This window comes from Streptomyces sp. NPDC007929 (genome assembly GCF_042959065.1).
Lineage (GTDB): Bacteria > Actinomycetota > Actinomycetes > Streptomycetales > Streptomycetaceae > Streptomyces.
Window position 1 is genome coordinate 84,301 of record NZ_JBIBKD010000009.1, and the last position, 23,705, is coordinate 108,005.

Sequence of the window (23,705 nt, forward strand, 5' to 3'; positions counted from 1 at the left end):
GTCCGTCCTCGGTGCCAACTTGCCTGACACACGCCATTCGGAGCGGTCGGCAGAGCGGATTGGTCGAATCTCAAACGTTCTTACGGCGAGTGGGGAAAGTTGTTTCATCGCCGGGCGACCCGCGTTTTCGGCGCGCTGATCCGTAACACCGTCCGGAGGTGTGTGCGTTGCGAATGCCTCGCGTGAGGGGACAGGCCCGGTGCGGCCTCGGAGAGGGGGACCGAGTGGAGGCGGACGAGCTGCTGCTGCTCGTGGCAGGTGGGGACCAGAAAGCCTTCGAGGAGCTGTACCAGGTGGTGTCCGGCCCGGTGTTCGGACTCGTACGGCGCGTGGTGCGCGACCCCGCCCAGTCGGAGGAGGTGGCTCAGGAGGTGCTGCTCGAACTGTGGCGCTCCGCGGCGAGGTTCGACCCCGGCCGGGGCAGTGCGATGTCCTGGATCCTCACCCTCGCCCACCGCCGCGCCGTCGACCGGGTCCGCAGCGCCCGGGCAGCCGGGGAGCGCGAGCAGCGCGAGGCACTGCGCGCCAACCAGCCGGCCTTCGACCAGGTCACCGAGGAGGTGGAGGCCGGCCTCGAACGCGAGTGGGTGCGCCGCTGCCTGGACCGGCTCACCGTCCTGCAACGCCAGTCGGTGACCCTCGCCTACTACGAGGGCTACACGTACCGTGAAGTGGCCGAGCAGCTCTCCCTGCCGCTGGGCACCGTCAAGACCCGCATGCGGGACGGGCTGACCCGGATGCGCGAGTGCCTGGGAGGAGTGGCATGAGCCTCTTCCGCCGCGAGGACCTGCACTCGCTCGCCGCGCCCTACGCGCTGGACGCCCTCGAACCCCCGGAGCGGGTCCGCTTCCAGAAGCACCTGCGCGACTGCGGCCGCTGCGCCGCCGAGGTGCGCGCCCTGACCGAGGACGCCGTCCGGCTCGCATGGTCCACGGCCGCCCCGCCGCCGCCCGCCCTGCGCGACCGGGTCATGCTCGCCGTACGGACCACCCCCCAGGACCCGGCGCCGCAGCCGAGCGCGGCGCGCGAGCCGGCACGCGCGCGTGCGACGCAGCTCCCGCCCCATGTGTGGGGTGCCCAGCCGCCACCGAGACGGCGCCGGATCCCGCTGTTCGTCCCCTTCGCCACGGCCACCGCCGCCGCGGCCCTCGTCGTCGCGTCGCTGTTCGCCGTGCAGGCGAACCGGACCCAGGACCGGCTGACCGCCGAGCAAGATCGGTCACGTGAGATCGCCCACGTTCTGGCAGCTCCGGACGCCCGTGCGAGCAGTGGCCGGGACGGCCGGGGCCGCACCATCGGAGTGGTCGCCTCCGCCACGGAGGGGAGCGCGGTGGTCACCCTCGGCGGATACGGGACGCCCGCGGGCGGCCGCGTGCACCAGTTGTGGCTCATGCGCCCGGGCGCGCAACCGCGCTCCCTCGGCCTCTTCGAGGGCGACACGCCCCTGGTCGCGACGGGTCTGGGCACCTCCGCGACGTCACTGGCCGTGACCGTCGAGCCCGGCGGGGGATCGCCGCAGCCCACTACCCCGCCGATCGTCCAACTCGCCCTGAAATCTGTTGGATTCGGAGAGTAATCGGAGATACATCGTCAACCCCCTTATGGGGAAGGTGAATCCTGTGACCGCGATACACGAGTGCCCGGCCGGGGCGATAGGGTTAACCTGCCCGGGCCGGGTGGACTCGTACGGGTGGGGAGTGACATGGATCAGATAACAGTGCGCAGCAGGGCCAGGGTCCCTGCGATCACCTGCGGGAGCAGCGCGACCAGTTCGCGCCTCGACCGCCACCTCTCGGTGCTGGGCGGCCCCGCCGTCCCCCAGCGGGAGACGGTCGAGGCGACCTCGCTGATGCGGGAACTGACCGCACGTCAGCCGCACGACCGCAGTGGCAGGGGCGCGCGCGTGCGTCGCGTCTCGCTCTTCGCGCCGCTGCGCCGACTGCGTCGCTCACTGTTCGGCAGCAGGTAGGGGTCCGCGCTCGGGCGGTCACACCGCCCCTGGCGCAGCGCTGCGACACTCGTCGTCCGTCATCCCCGCGGCTCGCAGCGTCGCCAGGTGTGTTCCCGAGCGCGGCACGTCCCCCGTCGGTGCCTCATCCCCGCCCGGCGGCGACCGGGGGCCATGTCCGCGGCCACGGCCGCCCGTTCACCGTTCCCCGTGCGCGTACTGGCGCACGGCCAGCGGCACGAACACCCCGAGCAGTACGGCGCACCACAGCAGTGACCCCGCGACCGGGTGAGCCACCGGCCAGGCCGCCCCGTCGGGCACCGGCGCGTTGCCGAAGAGGTCCCGCAGGGCCGTCGCCAGCGCGCTGATCGGATTCCACTCCGCGACCGTCCGCAGCCAGCCCGGCAGTCCGCTCGTCGGGATGTAGGCGCTGGACAGCAGCGGCAGCAGGAACGTCGCACCGCCCAGCTGACCGGCCGCCTCCTCGTTCCGGGTGAGCAGCCCCAGGTAGATCCCGGCCCAGGTGCACGCGAAGCGGAACAGCATCAGCAGCGCGAACGCCCCCAGAGCCGCGAGCGGACCGCCCTCGACCCGCCAGCCCACCGCGAGACCCACCAGCAGGAACGGCACGGTCCCGACCGCCGTGGCGACCAGATCCGCCGCGGCCTGCCCCAGGGGCACCGCCGCCCGGCTCATCGGCAGTGTGCGGAAGCGGTCCGTCACGCCCCGGTGCGTGTCCCCGGCCGCCTGGAACATGCCGGTCATGATGCCGCCCGAGGCGGTCGCCACCAGCAGGCCGGGCACCAGGAACGACCGGTACGCCTCGCCCGGCACCGCCAGCGCGCTGCCGAAGACGTAGCCGAAGAACAGCAGCATGCTGATCGGCATCGTCTGGGTGAGGATCAGCAGCCCGGGGTTGTTCCGCATCCGCAGCAGCTGGCGGCCCAGCATCGCGGTCCCGTCGTACGCCAGCATGCTCATGCGGCACGCTCCTTCTCGTCGGTCGTGGCGGTCGTGGTCTGCGTCAGGCGCAGGAACACGTCGTCGAGGGTCGGCGGGCGCAGGCTCACGTCGAGCAGCGGCACCCCGGCCGTGTCCAGGGCGCGCACCAGCAGCGGGATGGTGAGCGTCGGGTCCTTGCTGACCGCGCCGACGGCGTTGCGCTCGTGGTCGAACGACGGCTGCGCGCCCGTCAGCCGGTCGAGCACGGCCGCGGCCCGCGCCAGTACCTCCGCGTCCGGCACCACCACCTCGGCGTGCGCGCCGACGAGCGACTTGAGCTGGGCGGGGGAGCCGGTGTGCGCGACCCGGCCCCGGTCCACCAGGGCGATGTCGTCGGCCAGTTGGTCGGCCTCCTCCAGGTACTGGGTGGTGAGCAGCACGGTCGTGCCCTCGGCGGCCAGGGCGCGCACCACGTCCCAGATGAGGGTGCGGCTGGCCGGGTCGAGGCCGGTCGTCGGCTCGTCGAGGAACAGCACGTCGGGGCGGCGGATCAGACTGGCCGCGAGGTCCAAGCGGCGGCGCATGCCACCGGAGTAGGTGGACGCGGGGCGGTCGGCGGCCTCGGTCAGGCCGAAGCGGTCGAGAAGCTCCGCGGTCCGGTCGGCCGGGCCGCGCACCCGGTGCAGCCGGCCGAACAGCCGGAGGTTCTGGCGGCCGGTGAGGTCCCCGTCGATCGAGGTGTCCTGCCCGGTGACGGCGATCCTGGCGCGTACGGCGGCGGGCTCGCGGACGAGGTCGTGCCCCGCGACCCGGGCGGAGCCCGCGTCCGGCCGCAGCAGCGTCGTCAACAGCCGTACGGCCGTCGTCTTGCCCGCGCCGTTCGGCCCGAGGATCCCGCAGACGGTGCCCTCGGCGATCGCGAGGTCCAGCCCGCGCAGGGCATGGACCTCCCCGAACCGCTTCTCCAGACCCTCACTAAGTACAGCGTACGTAGAAGTCATGGCAGGACCATAGCGCACTACGTACGCTGTACGTAACTAGGATGGAGGCCGAGGTGATGATCGATGGCGGGCCGAGCGGCCGTACCCGAAGTGATCTGGGCGCGCCCCGAGCGCACCGGCCGTGGGCCGAAACCGGCGTTCACCCGTGCCGACATCGCTGCGGCGGCGGTGCGGATCGCCGACGCGGACGGGCTGGAGGGGGTGACGATGCGCCATGTCGCCGCCGAACTGGGCTGCGGCACGATGTCGCTGTACAACTACGTCCCCCGCAAGGAGGACCTGTACGAGCTGATGATCGACGCCATCGGCGCCGAGCACGAGATGTTCGAGCCCACCGGCGACTGGCGCGCCGACATGCTCCGCAACGCGGAGGAGACGCGCGCGATCATGTACCGCCACACCTGGGTGCCGCGGCTGATGCCGGGGGTGTTCGGCTTCAGCCCCAACACCCTGCGCTACCTGGAGCACTGCCTGGCCTGCCTCGAACCGCTCGACGCGCCGGGCGGCACCAAGACGGAGCTGATCGCGCTCCTCAACGGCGTCGTGACGACCTACACCGGGAACGAGATCGCGACCGCCGAGCGCACCCGCTCCATGCCGTGGACGGCGGAGGAGGAGAACGCGGTCCGCATGGCCTATCTGGGCAGCCAGATCGCCACCGGCGCCTATCCGCGGATGACCGCGGCCTTCATGGAGCAGAGCGGGCCGGTCGATCTGGAGGGCGTCTTCCGGCGGGCGCTCGAACGCGTCCTGGACGCCTTCGACCCCGAGGCGCGCTGAAGCGCCGGCGCGGCTAGAGCAGCGCCAGTTGCCCCTCGGGGCCCTCCTCCGGCCCCTCCAGCACCGACGCCGGGCGACGGGCCGCGTTCGGCACCGGGAGGACACCAACCTCGCGCAGGTCCGCAGCCGTGACCGGGTCCGGGAGCTCCGGCTCCGCCAGGGGGCGCAGCTCGGCCAGGAGGGCGAGGACGGTGATCAGCTCCAGCAGCTCCGACGTCCAGGTCTGGGGCCAGGTGGCGGGACGGATCGCCGCGAGCGTGCCCGGCTCGGGGAGGGCGACGCGGGTGGTGAACCACTGCTCCAGGACGCGCACTCCACCGACCTCGAAGTCCCAGGCCTGTGGCGGCACCGGGGAGATGCGGCCCTCGTCCAGGAACAGCGCCTCCTCGTCGCGGTCGTAGCGCAGGGTCACGGGCCGGGAGGGCAGCGGGGCGCGGACGTAGGGGCGGCGGCCGCCGGGCAGCTTCGGGCGTTCGCCGGCGCGGCGCATCAGCCACAGCATCCGGTGTCCCAACTCCAGGCCCCGCTGCCATGTGCCGGCGTCGCCGGTGAGCGGGACGGTGAGGTCCGGGCGGGCCGTGGCCGTGATCCAGGCGAGCATGTCCAGCGGTGCCGGGGTGCCGCCCAGCCTGCTGCCGAGGTGCTCCAGCAGGCCCGGGGCGAGGTTGGGCTCGCGACCGCCCGGGCGGCGGAACAGCGGGCGGACGCGGCCGGGGCGCAGCAGCGGGAGCAGCGAGGTGACGAGAAGGGGAGGGGCGGCCCCGGGCGTCTCCGTCACGAAGACCTGCCGCTCGTCCGCCACCCGCCACAGCTCCGGGCGGGCCGCGTCGATCAGCCGCTGGTCGGGGATCAGCCACTGCTCGTCGTAGGGCGCGAGCAGGACGCGCACCGGCTCCGGGCAGGGTCCCGAGGCGCGCACCAGCTTCTCCGTGCCGCTGCCGCTGTCGGTGCCGCTTCGGCCGGGCAGTTGGCCGACCGCCGTGTGCAGTGTGCGCGAACGGGTCGGTTCGAACAGCGCCTCGCGGTCGGGGCCCTCGGCCTTGACCAGGGCGTCCCAGCGGGCCTTCAGGGACCCCGCGTCGGGGGCCGCCGGCCAGCCCCGGCCGAGCCGTGGCGGTGCGACGGACCACGGCATGAGGTCCGCCAGCGGCGGAGCGTCGTCGTGCGTCACGCTGGGCATCGTACGACGTGTCCGGCACCCCGCAGGGGCGCGGGGAACGGCGCGACCGGCACCCGGCGGCGCGCGGTCGGACACCACGACGCGGGCGGAGCGCTCATGTCGCGTCCAGGGTCACCGTGAAGGAGAACCGGTCGCCCCGGTAGTGGATGACGGCCACGTCCAGGGGCCGCCCGTCGGGGTCGTACGTCACCCCGGTGTAGTGCAGGATCGGGCTCAGCAGCGGGACTTGGAGCAGTTTCGAGGTCTCCGGGTCGGCCAGCCGCGCCTCCACCGTGTCCGTGATGCGGCTGATGTCCGCCCCCACCACGTCCCGCAGCACCTTGGTCATCGGCCACCGGACGAGGTCGTCCAGGTCGATCCGGGCGGCCAGTTCGGGGCGCACGTAGTTGCGGGCGTGGTTCGTCGGCTCACCGGTCTTCTCGTCGCTGCGCAGCCGGTGGTACGTCGACACCTCCCGGACATCCGGGAAGAACTCGGCGAGTTCGCCCGGCACCGGCGCGCTGCCGTGGTCCAGCAGTTCGGTCGTCATGCCGGACTGCTGGGCCACGATCGCGTCCACCGAGCCGAGCAGGCGCACCGGGGAGCCCCGGCGCGCGTGCGGCTCGATGAAGGTGCCCCGCCGGCGGTGGCGCGAGATCAGCCCCTCGTCCTCCAGCTCCTTCAGCGCCTGGCGCATCGTCAGCACGCTCACGCCGTAGTGCCCGGCCAGCTGCTCCTCGGTGGGCAGCCGCAACGGGTCCTGGGGCGAGCGGCCGAGGATCGAGGCGCGCAGTGACTGCGACACCTGGTACCACAGCGGCAGCTTGCGGTTCAGGACGATGGAGTCCGGGGCGAAGGAGGTCACGGGCCATCCGTACCGGTAGGAAATGATCAGTGCAAGGGGCCTGCTAGGCGCGGAAGTGCCGCTCCAGGCCCTGCCAGACGTCGTCGTAGCGCTGCTGGAGGTGCTCGGCGCGGGCCGCGTGCGGGGTGAGGGTGAGCGGCCAGCGGGTCTCGAACATGAACGCCAGGCCGTCGTCGATCTTCTGCGGCCGCAGCTCCGCGGCGCTCGCCCGGTCGAAGGTCTCCCGGTCCGGGCCGTGCGCCGACATCATGTTGTGCAGCGAGCCGCCGCCCGGGACGAAGCCCTCCGCCTTGGCGTCGTACGCGCCCTCGATCAGGCCCATGTACTCGCTCATCACATTGCGGTGGAAGTACGGCGGCCGGAAGGTGTCCTCGCCCACCAGCCAGCGCGGCGCGAACACCACGAAGTCGACACCGGCCAGGCCAGGGGTGTCCGACGGGGAGGTCAGCACCGTGAAGATCGACGGGTCGGGGTGGTCATAGCTGATGGAGCCGAGCACATTGAACCGGCGCAGGTCATAGGTGTACGGCACATGGTTGCCGTGCCAGGCGACGACATCGAGCGGGGAGTGGTCGTAGGTGGCCGTCCACAGGTTGCCGCAGAACTTGTTCACCACCTCCACCGGCCCCTCGACGTCCTCGTAGGCCGCCACCGGCGCACGGAAGTCCCGGGGGTTGGCGAGCCCGTTGGCGCCGATCGGGCCCAGGTCGGGGAGGGTGAAGGGCGCGCCGTAGTTCTCGCACACATAGCCGCGGGAGGCCGGGCTCCGCTCGCCGTCGGGTGCCGTGTCGGGCAGCTCCACACGGAAGCGGACGCCACGCGGGATCAGCGCCACATGTCCCGGCTCCACATGGAGCAGCCCGAACTCGGTGTGCAGCAGCAGCCCCCCGCGCTCCGGGACGATCAGCAACTCGCCGTCGGCGTCGCTGAACACCCGGTCCATCGAGGCGTTGGCCGTGTAGAGGTGCACGGCGATGCCGGTCCGCTGGGTGACGTCACCGTTGCCGCCGAGCGTCCACAGACCCGCCAGGAAGTCGGTCTCGGGCGCCGGGTCGGGCAGCGGGTTCCAGCGCAGACGGTTGGGGTCGGGGACGGTCTGGGTGAAGAGGGCGGTGCGGATCGAGCCGTTGTGGCTCCGGGTGAACGCCGGGTGCGCGGCCGACGGGCGGATCCGGTACAGCCACGAGCGGCGGTTGTGCGCCCGCGGCTCGGTGAACGCCGAACCGCTCAACTGCTCCGCGTACAGCCCGAGCGGGGCCCGCTGGGGCGAGTTGCGGCCCACGGGCAGTGCGCCCGGGACGGCCTCCGAGCTGTGCTCGTTGCCGAAGCCGGAGAGGTAGGCCAGCCCCTCGGCGGTCTTCCGCGCTTCGCCGTGCTCGAACCCGCTCGTGCGGGGGTTGCCCCCATCGCCCATGATCGCTGCTCCCTTGCCGCTCGATTCCTATGGAGTACCGTAGGATTGCGATTTCCCCGACGCAAGGGGGGCGCGCGGCATCCTCTCGGGGGATGACCTGAACCCGACTTGAGAACGATCCGCCGGACCGGACGCCTGTTCTACGCTCCCGAACATGACGTGGACACGGAGACCCGGTGCCGCGCTCGCGCTCTGTGTCCTCCTGCTGGCCGGATCCGCGGGCTGCGGTTCCGGCGGTGCCCGGGAGGGTGCCGGGTCGGCGACACCGGTGGGCGAGATCCTTCAGGACCGGGACCAGGAGGGGAGGTCCTACCGCGAGGTCGGGCAGGGCGGCGCCCCCGACATCGGCATCGAGGTACAGCCCGACGCCGCCGGCGGCTGGGACGTACGCCTGAGCGTGCGCAACTTCCGCTTCTCCCCGGCCGGGGCGGCGGGCCGCGCGGTGGCCGGGCGGGGTCTCGCGCACCTCTTCGTCGACGGCCGTCCCGTGGCCCGGCTGCGCGCCGCCGCCTACCGCCTGGACACCCGCCTCGTGCCGCGCGGCACCCACCACGTCACCGCCCGCCTCTACGCCGACGACGGCACCGTGTGGGCGGTGGACGGCCGGCCCGTGGAGAGCACGGCCGACATCACCTCCTCGGGGCCGGACCCGGCCGTCTCGCCGGACACCACCTCCCGGCGCAAGGCCCGGACGCAGGGCACGGACCCCGGGGGGCAGGGTTCACCCGAGCGCGCCCGAGGGGCATCATGAAGCCCGTGCCTCCCGCGACATCCCTGCGTCGTGCGCCCGTGCAGCGGCGCAGCGCCGAACGCCTCACCCGGATCCTCGACGCCTGCGCCGACCTCCTCGACGAGGTCGGCTACGACGCGCTGAGCACCCGCGCCGTCGCCCAGCGGGCCGAGGTGCCGATCGGTTCCGTCTACCGGTTCTTCGGCAACAAACGCCAGATGGCCGACGCGCTGGCGCAGCGCAACCTGGAGCGGTACACCGCGCGCGTCACCGAGCGCCTGCGGCAGGCCGGGGAGGCCGGGGGCTGGCGCACGGCCATGGACGTCGTGCTCGACGAGTACCTGGAGATGAAGCGCACCGCGCCCGGCTTCTCCCTCGTCGACTTCGGCAACCAGATCCCGGTCGGCGCCCGCGACGCCGAACCCAACCATCGCGTCGCCGACCGTCTCACCGAACTCCTCTCCGGATACCTCGACCGCGAGCCCGACGAGGATCTGCGCCGCGTCTTCCTGATCGCCGTCGAGACCGCCGACACCCTGGTGCACCTGGCGTTCCGGATCGCGCCGGAGGGGGACCGGCGGATCATCGACGAGGCGCGGGAGATGCTGCGGGGTTATCTGGCCAGGGTGCTCGACTGACCCGGATCCCGCACAGGCCTCCCCACCGTGCATACCGGTCGGTATGCTCGGGCGCGTCAGCGCGTCACCGTAGCCGCCGCCCCGGGAGGACCCGTGTCCCGCACCGCCCTGCGTATCTGCCCCCTGTGCGAGGCCACCTGCGGCCTGACCCTCACCATCGAGGGCACGCGCGTCACCCATGCCCGAGGTGATCGCGACGACGTGTTCAGCCAGGGGTTCATCTGCCCCAAGGGCGCCTCCTTCGGCGCGGTCGACTCCGACCCCGACCGGCTGCGCGCCCCGCTCGTGCGGCGCGACGGCGAACTGCGCGAGGCCACCTGGGAGGAGGCCTTCGACGCGGTCGCCGCCGGCATCCGGCCCGTCGTGGAGCGGCACGGCCCGAACTCCGTAGGTGTCGTCCTCGGCAACCCGAACGTGCACACCATGGCCGGCGCCCTCTACCCGCCCGTCCTGCTCGCCGGGCTCGGCACCCGCAGCGTCTTCACCGCCTCCACGGTCGACCAGATGCCCAAACACGTCTCCAGCGGCCTCCTCTTCGGCGACGCCAACGCCATCCCCGTCCCCGACCTCGACCGCACCGACCATCTGCTCCTGATCGGCGCCAACCCGCTGGAGTCCAACGGCAGTCTGTGCACCGCCCCCGACTTCCCCGGCAAGCTGAAGGCCCTCAAGGCCCGCGGCGGCACCCTCGTCGTGATCGACCCGCGGCGCACCCGCACCGCCAAGCTCGCCGACCGGCACATCGCCGTCCGGCCCGGCACCGACGCGCTGCTGCTCGCGGCGATGGCCCAGGTGCTCTACGCGGAGAACCTCCTCCACCCGACCCCGCACGTCCAGGGCGTCGAGGAACTGGCCGCGGAACTGCGGGAGTTCACGCCCGAGGCGGTCGCGGAGGCCTGCGACGTCGAGGCCGGCGTCATCCGCGCCCTCGCCCGCGACCTGGCCGCCGCCCCCACCGCCGCCGTCTACGGCCGGATCGGCAGCTGCACCGTCCCGCACGGCACCCTGGCCAGCTGGCTCGTCGACGTCCTCAACATCCTCACCGGCAACCTCGACCGGCCCGGCGGCGCGCTCTTCCCGCGGGCCGCCACCGACAAGACCCCGCGCCCCGCCGGACCCGGCCGCGGCTTCGCCCTCGGACGCTGGCACTCCCGGGTGAGCAGGCACCCCGAGGCCAAGGGCGAACTGCCCCTCTCCGCCCTCGCCGAGGAGATCGACACCGCCACCGACGAGGGCGAGCCGGTGCGCGCGCTGATCGCAGTCGCCGCCAACCCGGTACTGTCCGCGCCCGACGGCGACCGCCTCGACAAGGCCCTCGAATCGCTCGACTTCATGGTCAGCGTCGACCCGTACCTCAACGAGACCTCCCGCCACGCCGACGTGGTCCTGCCCCCGCCCCCGCCCTCGCAGAGCCCGCACCACGACTTCGCCTTCAACACCCTCGCCGTACGCAACCAGGTCCGCTACACCCGCCCCGCGATCCCCCTGGAACCCGGCCGCATGGCCGAGACGGAGATCCTGGCCCGGCTCGTCCTGGCCGTCACCGGCATGCACGGCGCCGACCCCGCGGACGTCGACCGGATGGTCATCGACCAGACCCTCGGCAAGGCGGTGAAGGAGCCGCACTCACCGGTCCACGGCGCCGACCCGCGCGACCTCGCCGCCCGGCTCACCGGCGACACCGGCCCCGAGCGACGGCTCGACATGATGCTGCGCCTCGGCCCCTACGGCGACGGCTTCGGCGTACGGCCGGACGGGCTCAGCCTGGAGAAGCTGCTCGCGCACCCGCACGGCATCGACCTCGGCCCGCTCCAGCCCCGCCTGCCGCAGCCCCTGAAGACCCGCAGCGGCCGGGTGGAGCTGCTGCCCGGCCCGATCGCGGCCGACCTGCCCCGGCTGCGCGCGGCCCTCGCCGAACGCCCCGAGGGGCTCGTCCTGGTCGGCCGCCGCCATCTGCGCTCCAACAACAGCTGGATGCACAACGTGCCCGCCCTCACCGGTGGTTCGAACCGCTGCACCCTGCACATCCATCCCGAGGACGCCGAGCGGCTCGGCGTGAGCGACGCGGAGCCGGTGCGGGTGAAGGGCGCCGGGGGAGAGGTGACGGCGCGGGCCGAGGTCACCGACACCGTGCGACGGGGTGTGGTGAGCCTGCCGCACGGCTGGGGCCACGACCGCCCCGGCACCCGCCTCAGCCACGCCTCCACCGACCCCGGCGTCAACGTCAACCAGCTCCTCGACGGCCGTCTCCTCGACCCGCTGTCGGGCAACGCGGTCCTCAACGGCGTACCCGTCGAGGTCGCCCCCGTGGCCGCGGCGGAATCCCCCGCGGTGACCGAAAAGCTCACCGCTCTGACCTGAGCAAAGCTGTGACCAGCAGTTTTGCGCTTATTGCTCGCACGTCAACGTCTTGTTAACGCTGCTTGACGGGACCTAACGTCTCGGACACCGCCGGCCCTGGTGGGATGTTCAAGGGCGAACGTTAGGTATCCACTCATGCTGACCATCCTCGGCTTCGCCATGATCGCGACCTTCCTGGTCCTGATCATGATGAAGAAGATGTCGCCGATCGCGGCGCTCGTGCTGATTCCCGCGCTGTTCTGCGTGTTCGTCGGCAAGGGCGCCAAGCTCGGCGACTACGTCCTCGACGGCGTGACCGACCTCGCCCCCACCGCGGCGATGCTCATGTTCGCGATCGTCTACTTCGGCGTGATGATCGATGTCGGTCTCTTCGACCCGATCGTCCGCGGCATTCTCAAATTCTGCAAAGCCGACCCGATGCGGATCGTCGTCGGCACCGCGGTGCTCGCCGCGATCGTGTCGCTGGACGGCGACGGCTCCACGACCTTCATGATCACCGTCTCGGCGATGTATCCCCTGTACAAGCGCCTGAAGATGAGCCTGGTCGTGATGACCGGCGTCGCCGCCATGGCCAACGGCGTGATGAACACCCTCCCGTGGGGCGGCCCGACCGCCCGTGCCGCGACCGCGCTGAAGCTCGACGCCAGCGACATCTTCGTCCCGATGATCCCGGCGCTCCTGGTGGGCCTGCTCTTCGTCTTCGTCCTCTCCTACGTGCTCGGTGTGCGCGAGCGCCGGCGGCTGGGCGTGCTGACGCTGGACGACGTGCTGGAGGAGGAGAAGGAGACCGAGACGGTGCTCGTGGGTGCCGGTGGCGCCGGTGACTCCGGTGACGGCAAGGTCTCGATGCGCAAGGGCGGCGCGGGTGGCATGGCCGGTGCGGGTGGCGCGGGTACCTCCGGTACCGGCGCCTCCGACGATACCGCCGCCGCCGGGGACGACGAAGGCTTCAAGGGCCTCGACCCGAACCGGGACACCCTGCGCCCCAAGCTCTACTGGTTCAACGCGCTCCTGACGGTCTCCCTGCTCACCGCCATGATCATGGAGTGGCTGCCGATCCCGGTGCTGTTCCTGATCGGCGCCGCGCTCGCCCTCTCCGTGAACTTCCCGAACATCCCCGCCCAGCGGGCCCGCCTGGCCGCCCACGCCGACAACGTCCTGAACGTCTCCGGCATGGTCTTCGCCGCCGCCGTCTTCACCGGCGTCCTCCAGGGCACCGGCATGGTCGACCACATGGCCACGTGGATGGTCGACGTCATCCCCGCCAGCATGGGCCCGCACATGGCCTTCGTCACCGGCCTGCTGAGCCTGCCGCTCACCTACTTCATGTCGAACGACGGCTTCTACTTCGGTGTCCTGCCCGTCCTCGCCGAGGCCGGTGCCGCGCACGGGGTCACCCCGCTGGAGATGGCCCGCGCCTCGCTGGTCGGCCAGCCGCTGCACATGTCCAGCCCGCTCGTCCCGGCCGTCTACGTCCTGGTCGGCATGGCCAAGGTCGAGTTCGGCGACCACACCAAGTTCGTCGTGAAGTGGGCCGCCCTCACCTGCCTGGTCATCCTCGGCGCGGGCATGCTGTTCGGGATCATCTAGTCACCCCATGGAGGACGTCATCGTGAGGCCCGGTGGGAACCGCGGCTGGCTGCTCCGCCTCGTCATCGCCTTCAGCTTCGCGCAGGGGGCGGTGTCGATGGCTCGGCCCGCCGTCTCCTACCGGGCTCTCGCGCTGGGCGCGGACGAGCGCGCGATCGGTGTGATCGCCGGTGTCTACGCCCTGCTGCCGCTGTTCGCCGCCGTGCCCCTGGGCCGCCGCACCGACCACGGCCGCTGCGCGCCGCTGCTGCCGGTCGGCGTGGTGCTCATATCCGGCGGCTGCGCCCTCAGCGGCGTCGCCGGCTCCCTGGGGACGATGGCCCTGTGGAGCGGGGTGATGGGCCTCGGGCACCTGTGCTTCGTCATCGGCGCACAGTCCCTGGTCGCCCGCCAGTCCGCACCGCACGAACAGGATCGCAACTTCGGCCACTTCACCATCGGCGCCGCCCTCGGTCAGCTGGTCGGCCCGGTCGCCGCGGGTGCGCTGATCGGCGGCGGGGACCTGGCCGGCAGCAGCGCGCTCGCCCTGATCGTGGCGGGTGCGACGGCGGCGGTCGCGTTCACCTCGCTGTGGCGCATCGAGCACCGCCGTACGGCGTCGGCCTCCCGCCCCGGCAAGGGCGACCGGATCCCGGTCCGGGGCATCCTGCGCACTCGGGGAGTACCGGCGGGCATCTTCATCAGCCTCGCCGTGCTGTCCGCGACCGACATCCTGACCGCCTACCTGCCGGTGGTCGGCGAACACCGGGGCATCGCGCCGTCCGTGATCGGCGTCCTGCTCAGTCTGCGCGCCGCGGCCACGATCGCCTGCCGCATGGTGCTCACGCCCCTGCTGCGGCTGCTCGGCCGGACCCTGCTGCTGACGCTCACCTGTCTGCTCGCGGCGCTGCTCTGCGCGGGCATCGCCCTGCCGGTGCCGGTGTGGGCGCTCGGCCTGCTGCTGGTCGCGCTGGGCTTCTGCCTGGGGGTCGGGCAGCCCCTGTCCATGACGACGGTCGTCCAGGCCGCCCCCGACGACGCCCGTTCCACGGCTCTGGCCCTGCGCCTGACCGGCAACCGGCTCGGGCAGGTCGCCGCGCCCGCCGCGGCGGGGCTAATCGCCGGAGTCGCGGGCGTGGCGGCGCCGTTCGTGATGCTGGGGGCGCTGTTGCTGCTGTCGTCCGGGGTCGCGGTGCGGTCGCCGCGGGAGGTCGAGGCCTCCGAGGCGCGTAGTGGGCTCAGGCGTGGGGTGCCGCTGCGCCGGAAGAGCGATATCTGACACGTCGTAGGGCGGTGCTCCGTCCTTTTCGGCAGTGGGGTGACAGAGAGTCAGGTGACGAGGTGTTTGTATGAAAATCATCTGACTTGGAGGCATGTTCATGCCCGTCGTACCCCTCGCGCGTCGTGCCGGCACCCGTACCGCCGCCCTCGCCGCCCTCACCCTCGCAGGGACCGCCCTGAGCGGGGTGTCCGCCGTCGCCGCTCCGATCCCGGGGGACAACGGAGACGTCAAGATCCACGCCAGCACGACGGCCACGGTCAACCAGCGCAACGACCCGAAGGTCTGCGACTTCTACCTCGCCGCGTTCAACTTCGACGCGGGCGAGAAGGTCAACTGGACCATCCAGACCCAGCCCGAGGTTCCCGGTGGTGCCACGCGCACCGGCACCTTCACCGCCGACGCGACCGGCGCGGGCCGTACCGAGGCCGTCGACCTGCCCAACGGGCAGTACAAGCTGACCTGGCTCACCGACCAGGCCCACGGCGCGGGCAAGTTCAAGGTGTTCAAGGTCGACTGCCCGACCTCCAAGCCGACGACACCGGTCGGCGGCCCGCCCGCGGGCGGCGGCGGAATCGCCCGCGGTGAGGCCTTCACGCCGGTCACCGGCGCGGCCGCGGTCGGCCTGGCCGCCGTCGCCGGGACGGTCTGGTTCCGGCTCCGGCGCCGCCCCGATGGCGCCGCGTAAGGCACGATCCGCGGAGCGCCCCGCCCCCCGGCCGGGGCGGGGCGGTGACGCGCTCGGTCCCGACGCCGGGCCGGAGAGTCGACGTGGAGGCGGTGCCGAATCCGGCACCGCCTCGGCGGTTCGGGGCGGTGCCGGGTTTCGTGCGGGTGCGGGCTCGGGCGCTGGTGCTGTAGCTGGTGGCGGTGGCGGTGGCCGTGCTGGTGTCGGTGACGGTTCGGGTTCCGGTTCAGGTCGGCGTGGTGCCGGGTTCGGTGCGGTTGTGGGTTCTGGTGCTCGTGACCGTGTCCGTGCTGGTGGTCGTGGTCGTCTGGGTTCCGGTTCTGGGGGCGTTCCTGGTTTCGGGGCTGCCGGTTCGACGTCGGGGCGGCGTGGCGGAGGGCGCGGGGGCGTGGCGGTTCCGCCGGGGCGGCGGAGTGCCGCCGCCGGACTCGGGAACCGGGGTGCCCGACCGAGTTCCGGGGCCGCCGCCGGTCCTGTGCGTCGGCGCGGGGCCGGTGCGGCCGACCGCCGGGGGACCGGCTCTGTCCAGGACCCCCGGGCCCGGCGAGGTCCCGTCGCCCCTTCCGCCTCCCGTTCCGGTTCCGTCCCGGCGGGGCCGTACGCGGCTGCTCGCGGCGCCCCTGCTCCGCCCGCGCGGCCGCCCCGGAGGCCCTGGCGCCGGACGCGTGGCTATCGGCTGACCCGGACGATCGTGGTGGCCGTGTCGCTGCTGGTGGTGGTCGGCGTCTCCTGGGACCGGGGCGAAGAACCCGGCGGCACGGTCACGGCCCTCCCGCCGGGCCTCACCACGGCCGCCCACCCGGCGGGTTCCGGCACGGGCACGGCAGCCCTGCCAAGGGCCTCCGGTGCGGGTACGACGCGCCTGCCCGGGGCCTCCGGCGCGGGTACGGCCGTTCCGCCCGGGGCCTCCGGCGCGGGTACGGCCGTTCCGCCCGGGGCCTCCGGCGCGGGTACGGCCGTTCCGCCCGGGGCCTCCGGCGCCACCCCGCAGCGCCCCACCGGCACCGTCCCACCCCGGCCCCCCGCACCCCCCGCCCGCACCCCCGGGCCCGCCACCGGCGCCTCCCGCACCCCCGCCACGCCCCCACCTCACCCCCGACCCACAGCCGCCACCCCCCGCCCCACTCCCAAACCCGCTACCCCCGCCCCCGCCGCCGCCCGCAAGCCCCGCCCCCTGCCCCCCTCCCGGGCCACCCGGCTCCTCATCCCCTACCTCCGTCTCGACGCCCCGGTCATGGGCCTCGGCCTGGACCGCGACGGGCGCCTCACCGCCCCGCCGGAGGACGACCCCGGGCTCGTCGGCTGGTACCGGCACGGCGCCTCACCCGGTGAGCAGGGCACCGCCGTGGCCGTCGGTCACCTGGACACGGACAGCGGACCGGCCGTCTTCGCCGGGCTGCCCGAGCTGAAGCGGGGCCGGATCGTCAAGGCCCGCCGCGCCGACGGGCGGATCGCCGTCTACACGGTCGACAAGGTCGAGTCGTACGAGAAGGCGCACTTCCCCAGCCAGGAGGTGTACGGCGCGCGCGGCCGTCCCGAGCTGCGTCTGATCACCTGCGGCGGCAGCTACGACCGCAGGAAGGGCTACTCCGGGAACGTGGTCGTCTTCGCCCATCTCACCGGCGTCCGCTGACCCGGGCCGCTCCCCTCGACTGAACGGTCGGGCCGTCACCCTTCTCACCAGATGGACCGAAGCCCCCGATCTTGTCCGGTCTCTTCCCCCGGCCGCACACATTCCGTTAACTTCCGTGACCCAGAGCCCCGTACGACCCGCACGGGGCTTCCGACCGCGGAGCACCAGCGCCCTGATGACCCCTCGGGGGCACCCCATGACACGCGCCATCTCCCTGCACGACGTGAGCAAGTCCTATACGCGGGGCCTCCGCGTGGTGGACCGGCTGTCGCTGGACATCGGGCCCGGCGAGTTCCTCGTGCTGCTCGGCCCGTCCGGCTGCGGAAAGTCGACCGTGCTCAGAATGATCGCCGGGCTGGAGGAGATCGACGAGGGCAGACTGCTGCTCGACGGCGAGTACGCCAACGACCTGCCGCCGTCCGGCCGGGACATGGCGATGGTCTTCCAGAACTTCGCCCTGTACCCGAACATGACCAGCCGCGCGAACATCGGGTTCCCGCTGCGTATCGAGGACCCGGGCGCGGACCCCGCGCCTCGCGTCGACGCCACCGCCCGCATGCTCGGCATCGAGGATCTCCTCGACCGGCTGCCCGGCCAGCTCTCCGGCGGCGAACGGCAGCGGGTCGCCATGGGCCGGGCCATCGCCCGCCACCCCTCCGCGTTCCTGATGGACGAGCCGCTGTCCAACCTCGACGCCAAGCTCCGCACCCATCTGCGCGCCGAGATCTCCCGGCTCACCCAGGAGCTCGGCGTCACCACGATCTACGTCACCCACGACCAGGCCGAGGCCATGTCGCTCGGCGACCGCGTCGCCGTGCTGCGCGGCGGTGTGCTCCAGCAGGTCGACAGCCCCCGCGTGGTCTACGCGCTGCCCAGCAACGTCTTCGTCGCCGCGTTCATCGGCACCCCGCGCATCAACCTGCTGCGCGGTCTGGTGCGGGCCCCGCTCGACGGGGCGATGACCATCAGCCTGGGCAAGCAGTTCCTGCGCCTGCCCGAGCCGCTCTCGCTGGACCACCAGCTGCTGCGCGTCCAGCAGGGCCGCGAGGTCATCGTCGGGCTGCGCTCCGAGGCCGTCCGGATCGCCAAGCACAGCGCGGCCCGCCCGGGCGAGGTGCCGATCACCGGCCTGGTCGAGCACGTGGAGTTCCAGGGGCACGAGATCCTCGTCCACTTCAACACCGGCTCCAGCCCCGCCGTCGTCCCCGATCTGGAGGCCCCGCGCCCCCGCCCCGGACGCCCCGCCCGGCGGCGCCGTCGCGAGGGCTCGGTCCTCACCAGGCTCAAGGAGCTGTCCGCGGCCGGGCGGGCCGGACCCGTGCTCGCCGTGGACCGTTCCGAGCCCGCCGCCCCGGCGAGCACCGACGTACGCCTGCCCGGCGACCTCATCGTCCGCACCACCCCGGACCTGGCCCTCCGGCACGGCATGCAGGTGCCGCTCCTGGTCGACCTCGCCCACCTCTTCGTCTTCGACCAGCACGGCGACCGGATCTGTCCGCACCCGGACCGCCTGCCCGACCTGGGGGAGTGAGGCGCGGCACATCCGGGAGTGGCGATCTGCGTGCTCCGATGAGCAATGAGCAGGGGTGTCTGGCGCCAGAAAACTATCGTCGCTAGTTTATGTGTCGGACGACGATGCCCCGCCCCGGAGGATGCGCGATGAAGGCACATGACGGCATGTACATCGACGGCGCCTGGCGCCCCGCCGCCGGCCAGGACGTGATCGAGGTCGTGAACCCGGCCGACGAGCAGGTCATCGGCACCGTCCCGGCGGGCACCGCCGAGGACGTCGACGCCGCCGTACGGGCCGCCCGCGCCGCCCTGCCGGACTGGGCCGCGACCCCGCCCGCCGAGCGCGCGGCGCGCCTGGCCGCCCTGCGGGACGTGCTCGTGGCCCGCGCGGACGAGATCGCCGAGACGGTCACGGCCGAACTCGGCTCCCCGCTGAAGTTCTCGCAGTCCGTCCACGTGGGCGTGCCGATCGCGGTGGCGGGCTCCTACGCCGAGCTGTCGGCGACGTACGCCTTCGAGGAGAAGACCGGCAACTCGGTCGTGCACCACGAGCCGATCGGTGTCGTGGCCGCGATCACGCCCTGGAACTACCCGCTGCACCAGATCGTCGCCAAGGTCGCCCCGGCCCTCGCGGCCGGCTGCACGGTCGTGCTGAAGCCCGCCGAGGACACCCCGCTGGTCGCCCGCCTCTTCGCCGACGCCGTGCACGAGGCAGGGGTCCCGGCGGGCGTCTTCAACCTGGTCACCGGCCGCGGTCCGGTCGCGGGGCAGGCCCTCGCCGAGCACCCCGGTGTCGACCTGGTCTCCTTCACCGGCTCCACCGCCGTCGGCCGGCAGCTCGCCGCCATCGCCGCCGGGCAGATCAAGAAGGTCGCCCTCGAACTGGGCGGCAAGTCCGCCAACGTCATCCTCCCGAGCGCCGACCTGGCCAAGGCGGTCAACGTCGGGGTCGCCAACGTCATGTCCAACTCCGGGCAGACGTGCAGCGCCTGGACCCGGATGCTGGTCCACCGCGACCGGTACGACGAGGCCGTCGAACTCGCCGCGGCCGCCGCGGCCAAGTACGGCGACCGGATCGGCCCGGTCGTCAACGCCAAGCAGCGGGACCGGGTGCGCGGCTATGTCGACAAGGGCCTCGCGGAGGGCGCCCGCCTGGTCGCCGGCGGCCCCGAAGCCCCGCGCGAGCAGGGCTTCTTCGTCGCCCCGACCGTCTTCGCGGACGTCACCCCGGACATGACCATCGCCCAGGAGGAGATCTTCGGCCCGGTCCTGTCGATCCTGGCGTACGAGGACGAGGAGGACGCCCTGCGCATCGCCAACGGCACGGTGTACGGCCTGGCCGGCGCCGTCTGGGCCGCCGACGAGGCCGAGGCGGTGGCGTTCGCGCGCCGGATGGACACCGGCCAGGTCGACATCAACGGCGGCCGCTTCAACCCGCTCGCGCCCTTCGGCGGCTACAAGCAGTCCGGTGTGGGCCGCGAACTCGGCCTGCACGGCCTGGCCGAGTTCCTCCAGACCAAGTCCCTCCAGTTCTAGTCAGGGAGTCCCTTCCGTCATGGCTGTCCGCGCCGCCGTCCTGCCCGCCATCGGCTCCCCACTGGAGATCACCGGCATCGACCTGCCCGACCCCGGACCCGGCCAGGTCCGCGTCCGGCTCGCCGCCGCCGGGGTCTGCCACTCGGACCTGTCGCTGTCCGACGGCACCATGCGCGTGCCCGTCCCCGCCGTCCTCGGCCACGAGGGCGCCGGCACGGTCGTCGCCGTCGGCGAGGGGGTCACCCACGTCGCGCCCGGCGACGGGGTCGTCCTCAACTGGGCCCCGTCCTGCGGTGCCTGTCATGCCTGCTCGCTCGGCGAGGTGTGGCTGTGCGCCAACGCCCTCACCGGCGCCGCCGCTGTCCACGCCCGCACCGCCGACGGCACCGACCTGCACCCCGGCCTGAACGTCGCCGCGTTCGCCGAGGAGACGGTCGTCTCCGCGTCCTGCGTCCTGCCGGTCCCGGACGGCGTCCCGCTCACCGACGCCGCCCTCCTCGGCTGCGCCGTCCTCACCGGCTACGGCGCCGTCCACCACTCGGCGCGGGTCCGGGCCGGTGAGACGGTCGCGGTGTTCGGCGTCGGGGGAGTGGGCCTCGCCGCCCTCCAGGCCGCTCGCATCGCCGGTGCTTCGAAGATCGTCGCCGTGGACGTGTCCGCGGAGAAGGAGGAGCTGGCCAGGGCGGCCGGCGCCACCGACTACGTCGTCGCCTCCGACACCACCGCCCGCGAGATCCGCGGCCTCACCGGCAAGCAGGGCGTCGACGTCGCCGTGGAGTGCGCCGGACGCGCGGTCAGCATCCGCACGGCCTGGGACTCCACCCGCCGCGGCGGCCGCACCACGGTCGTCGGCATCGGCGGCAAGGACCAGCAGGTCACCTTCAACGCCCTGGAGATCTTCCACTGGGGCCGCACCCTCTCCGGATGCGTCTACGGCAACTCCGACCCGGCCCGGGACCTCCCGGTCCTGGCCGGGCACATCCGGGCGGGCCGTCTCGACCTGAGCGCGCTGGTCACCGAGCGCATCTCCCTGGACGGCATCCCCGCGGCCTTCGAGAACATGCTGGCGGGCAAGGGCGGCCGGGCGCTGGTCGTCTTCTAGCCCCGGATCCGGCGCACCCCGGCCTCCTCGCGAGGCCGGGGCCCTCGGCATGTCCGGGCCCGTGATCGATGCCAGGTGCAGGCGAAAACTCCTGGTGCGCGACCCGTTGACGGCCATACCGTCCGGTCAGTACGTTCCCCGGAACTCGCGCCACCCCCCGTTCCGTCCCCCGCACCCCCCGGAGCGTGCACCACATGGACACGGCACCTTCCGCTCAGCCCGTCACGACCACGCCGGCCGTGGGCAACCGCCGACGGGTGGCCACCGCGGCGGCACTCGCCTCGGCCGTCGAGTGGTACGACTACTTCGTCTTCGGCATCGCCGCCGCCCTCGTGCTCGGCGACCTCTACTTCCCCGCCGGCAGTCCCACGGCAGGCGTCCTCGCCTCGTTCGCGACCTTCGCCGTCGGCTTCCTCGCCCGCCCCATCGGCGGCATCGTCGCCGGCCACCTCGGCGACAAGCGCGGCCGCAAGCCGATGCTCGTCCTCGCGCTCACGCTCATGGGCGTGTCCACCACGGCCATCGGCCTGCTCCCGACCTACGACACGATCGGCGTCGCCGCCCCCGTCCTGCTCGTCCTGCTCCGGATCGCGCAGGGCGTCGCCGTCGGCGCCCAGTGGGGCGGCGCGATGCTGCTGGCCACCGAGTACGCCCCCGAGGGCAAACGCGGTGTCTACGGCAGCGTCGTCCAGCTCGGCGTCCCCATCGGCGTCGTCACCGCCAACACCGTCTTCCTGCTGGCCGGAGCCCTCACCACCGACTCGGCGTTCGCGGCCTGGGGCTGGCGCGTGCCGTTCCTGGTCGGGCTGCTGGTCCTCGCCCTCGCCTGGTACATCCACACACGCGTCGAGGAGACCCCGGCGTTCCGCGAGGCCGAGCGGGCGCTCGCCGAGAAGGAGAAGTCCGAGCAGAGCTCACCGCTGCGCACGATCCTGCGCGGCCACCTGGGCACGGTGCTCCTGGCCGGCGGCTCCTTCGCGGTGAACACCGCCACCTTCTACATCCTCATCACCGGCGTCCTCGACTACACGACCCGCGAGCTGGACATGAAGAAGAGCGCGGTGCTCACCGTCTCGCTCTGCGTCAGCCTCACCCAGCTCGTGCTGATCCCGGCCGCCGCCGCGCTCTCCGACCGCGTCGGCCGCATCCGGATCTACGCCCTCGGCGCGGCCGGCATCGCCGTATGGGCCGTACCGCTCTTCCTGCTGATCGACACCGGCTCACTGCTGTGGCTCGCGGTCGGCACGTTCGTCGCCAGCTGCTTCCTGAGCATCATGTACGGCCCCCAGGCCGCCCTGTTCGCCGAGCTGTTCACGCCCGAGATGCGCTACACCGGCGCCTCCCTCGGCTACCAGATCGCGGCCGTCGCGGGCGGCGGGCTCGCGCCCTTCATGATGGTGCTGCTGCTGGAGGCGACGGGCACGTCGATGGCGGTGTCCGGGTACATCGTCGTGCTCTCGGTGATCGCCCTGGTGTCGATCAAGATCCTCGCGGACCGGGCGCGCGCGGCGGAGACGAAGACGGACGCCGGGCCGGAGACGAAGACCGGGTCAGCGGGCTGAGTCCGTGGCCTGCTCGGGCCGTGGCTCCACAACCGCTCCCGGAGCCGCGGCCCGCGCCGCCGCCCGTGACCTCGACCGGGACACCGCCACACCGGCCAGACACAGCACACCGCCCACCAGCGTGAGCACCCCCGGCACCTCGCCGAGGAACAGCCACGACATCAGCACGACCAGCGCGGGCGCCGCGTACGTCGTCGCGCCCATCCTGCTCGCGGTCGTCCGGGACAGCGCGTACGCCCAGGTGGTGAAGGCGAGCGCGGTCGGGAAGACACCCAGGTAGACCATGTTGAGCGTGGCCGAGGCGGGCGCCGACGCGGCCTCTTGGACGAGCTGTCCCGCGAACGGCAGGCACAGCACCGCGCCGACCAGGCAGCCGAACGTCGTCACCTGCAGCGGGCTCGCCGTGCCCAGCGCCGGCTTCTGCGCCACGACACCACCGGCGTACGCGATGGCCGCCAGCAGGCACAACACCACCCCGAGCACCGAGGAACCGCCCTCGCCCGACATCGAAAGACCGACTGTCACGGCGCCCGCGAACGACACGGCCATCCCCGCCAGCAGCCGCGGCGGCATCGGATCGCCGAGCAGCCGGGCCCCGAGCAGCGCGATGAGGATCGGCCCGGTGTTCACGACCAGGGCGGCCGTACCCGCGTCGACCTGCTGCTCGCCCCAGTTGAGGGCGACCATGTAGAAGCCGAACCACAGCAGCCCCGATATCGCGATGCCCCGCCAGGCCGGACGCGGCGGCAGCCCCTCCCGCCGCAAAAGGCAGATCACCCCCAGCGTCAGCGCCCCGGCCAGGAGCCGCCCGAGTGCCAGCGCCCCTGGCGAGTAGGCGTCACCCGCACTGCGGATCGACACGAAGGCGGACGCCCACAACACGACGGTGACCGCGGCCGCACCGGCAGCGAGCAACTCCGCCCGACGATCGGCACGGGACGGGGAGGTGTTCGACATCATGCTCCAGAGGCTAAGAGGGGGAGAGG

21 protein-coding genes are annotated in these 23,705 nt (G+C 72.9%); 15 read left to right on the plus strand and 6 right to left on the minus strand.

Translation table 11 applies throughout. From position 1 onward, the window contains the following. Positions 1–224 precede the first annotated feature (224 nt). The 3 genes from ACFZDE_RS28740 (at position 225) to ACFZDE_RS28750 (ending at position 1,969) form a co-directional block, all read left to right on the plus strand. Positions 225–767: an ECF RNA polymerase sigma factor SigK gene (locus ACFZDE_RS28740; protein WP_391002734.1), complete on the plus strand. Its 543-nt coding sequence runs from the start codon at positions 225–227 to the stop codon at positions 765–767. After that, on the plus strand, positions 764–1,576 hold the full coding sequence (locus tag ACFZDE_RS28745; protein WP_391204605.1) for an anti-sigma factor domain-containing protein: 813 nt from the start codon (positions 764–766) through the stop codon (positions 1,574–1,576). Before ACFZDE_RS28740 ends, ACFZDE_RS28745 begins: the two co-directional genes overlap by 4 nt. A gap of 126 nt (positions 1,577–1,702) precedes the next feature. Next, positions 1,703–1,969 (plus strand): hypothetical protein, encoded by a 267-nt coding sequence (locus ACFZDE_RS28750; RefSeq protein ID WP_030850794.1) that lies wholly within the window; start codon positions 1,703–1,705, stop codon positions 1,967–1,969. Positions 1,970–2,146: 177 nt separating this feature from the next. Here the strand turns inward: ACFZDE_RS28750 and ACFZDE_RS28755 are convergent, their stop codons facing one another. After that, positions 2,147–2,929, minus strand: coding sequence for an ABC transporter permease (locus tag ACFZDE_RS28755; protein ID WP_391204608.1), 783 nt, complete (start codon positions 2,927–2,929; stop codon positions 2,147–2,149). Next, positions 2,926–3,891 (minus strand): ATP-binding cassette domain-containing protein, encoded by a 966-nt coding sequence (locus tag ACFZDE_RS28760; protein ID WP_391204611.1) that lies wholly within the window; start codon positions 3,889–3,891, stop codon positions 2,926–2,928. Before ACFZDE_RS28760 ends, ACFZDE_RS28755 begins: the two co-directional genes overlap by 4 nt. Before the next feature lie 63 nt (positions 3,892–3,954). Between ACFZDE_RS28760 and ACFZDE_RS28765 the strand changes: the two genes are divergently transcribed. After that, complete coding sequence (locus ACFZDE_RS28765) at positions 3,955–4,671, plus strand: TetR/AcrR family transcriptional regulator C-terminal domain-containing protein (protein ID WP_391002727.1); 717 nt, start codon at positions 3,955–3,957, stop codon at positions 4,669–4,671. A gap of 13 nt (positions 4,672–4,684) precedes the next feature. Here the strand turns inward: ACFZDE_RS28765 and ACFZDE_RS28770 are convergent, their stop codons facing one another. The 3 genes from ACFZDE_RS28770 to hmgA form a co-directional block, all read right to left on the minus strand. Continuing rightward, on the minus strand, positions 4,685–5,851 hold the full coding sequence (locus ACFZDE_RS28770) for a type ISP restriction/modification enzyme (protein ID WP_391204615.1): 1,167 nt from the start codon (positions 5,849–5,851) through the stop codon (positions 4,685–4,687). 94 nt (positions 5,852–5,945) lie between these two features. Further along, entirely contained in the window at positions 5,946–6,695 is a 750-nt protein-coding gene (locus tag ACFZDE_RS28775; RefSeq protein ID WP_391002722.1) for a UTRA domain-containing protein, read from the minus strand. A 43-nt stretch (positions 6,696–6,738) separates the two neighbouring features. Further along, complete coding sequence (hmgA, locus tag ACFZDE_RS28780; protein ID WP_391204618.1) at positions 6,739–8,109, minus strand: homogentisate 1,2-dioxygenase; 1,371 nt, start codon at positions 8,107–8,109, stop codon at positions 6,739–6,741. Positions 8,110–8,263: 154 nt separating this feature from the next. Between hmgA and ACFZDE_RS28785 the strand changes: the two genes are divergently transcribed. The 11 genes from ACFZDE_RS28785 to ACFZDE_RS28835 all read left to right on the plus strand — a co-directional run bounded on the left by ACFZDE_RS28785 (position 8,264) and on the right by ACFZDE_RS28835 (position 22,719). Continuing rightward, positions 8,264–8,860, plus strand: a complete 597-nt coding sequence (locus ACFZDE_RS28785) for a hypothetical protein (protein ID WP_391204622.1) — start codon at positions 8,264–8,266, stop codon at positions 8,858–8,860. Beyond that, positions 8,857–9,477 (plus strand): TetR family transcriptional regulator, encoded by a 621-nt coding sequence (locus ACFZDE_RS28790; RefSeq protein WP_391002716.1) that lies wholly within the window; start codon positions 8,857–8,859, stop codon positions 9,475–9,477. Before ACFZDE_RS28785 ends, ACFZDE_RS28790 begins: the two co-directional genes overlap by 4 nt. Positions 9,478–9,570: 93 nt before the next feature. Further along, on the plus strand, positions 9,571–11,838 hold the full coding sequence (locus ACFZDE_RS28795; protein ID WP_391204625.1) for a molybdopterin-dependent oxidoreductase: 2,268 nt from the start codon (positions 9,571–9,573) through the stop codon (positions 11,836–11,838). Positions 11,839–11,973: 135 nt separating this feature from the next. Further along, complete coding sequence (locus ACFZDE_RS28800; protein ID WP_391204627.1) at positions 11,974–13,428, plus strand: citrate:proton symporter; 1,455 nt, start codon at positions 11,974–11,976, stop codon at positions 13,426–13,428. A 22-nt stretch (positions 13,429–13,450) separates the two neighbouring features. Then, a complete protein-coding gene (locus tag ACFZDE_RS28805; protein ID WP_391205027.1) occupies positions 13,451–14,686 on the plus strand; it encodes an MFS transporter in 1,236 nt (411 codons plus the stop codon). Positions 14,687–14,786: 100 nt separating this feature from the next. Next, entirely contained in the window at positions 14,787–15,374 is a 588-nt protein-coding gene (locus tag ACFZDE_RS28810) for a hypothetical protein (protein ID WP_391002709.1), read from the plus strand. 700 nt (positions 15,375–16,074) lie between these two features. Further along, a complete protein-coding gene (locus ACFZDE_RS28815) occupies positions 16,075–17,007 on the plus strand; it encodes a class F sortase (RefSeq protein ID WP_391204630.1) in 933 nt (310 codons plus the stop codon). A gap of 196 nt (positions 17,008–17,203) precedes the next feature. After that, entirely contained in the window at positions 17,204–18,538 is a 1,335-nt protein-coding gene (locus ACFZDE_RS28820; protein ID WP_391204633.1) for an ATP-binding cassette domain-containing protein, read from the plus strand. A gap of 128 nt (positions 18,539–18,666) precedes the next feature. Further along, complete coding sequence (locus ACFZDE_RS28825; RefSeq protein WP_391204636.1) at positions 18,667–20,055, plus strand: aldehyde dehydrogenase family protein; 1,389 nt, start codon at positions 18,667–18,669, stop codon at positions 20,053–20,055. Positions 20,056–20,074: 19 nt separating this feature from the next. Beyond that, on the plus strand, positions 20,075–21,157 hold the full coding sequence (locus ACFZDE_RS28830) for a zinc-binding dehydrogenase (protein WP_391204639.1): 1,083 nt from the start codon (positions 20,075–20,077) through the stop codon (positions 21,155–21,157). Between the two features lie 194 nt (positions 21,158–21,351). Further along, complete coding sequence (locus tag ACFZDE_RS28835; protein WP_391204642.1) at positions 21,352–22,719, plus strand: MFS transporter; 1,368 nt, start codon at positions 21,352–21,354, stop codon at positions 22,717–22,719. Here ACFZDE_RS28835 and ACFZDE_RS28840 read toward each other — a convergent pair. Then, the gene (locus ACFZDE_RS28840) at positions 22,708–23,676 is read right to left on the minus strand and encodes an EamA family transporter (protein WP_391002922.1); all 969 of its coding nucleotides are present in this window, start codon (positions 23,674–23,676) and stop codon (positions 22,708–22,710) included. The two genes, ACFZDE_RS28835 and ACFZDE_RS28840, sit on opposite strands and share 12 nt — an antisense overlap. Between the last annotated feature and the right edge of the window lie 29 nt (positions 23,677–23,705).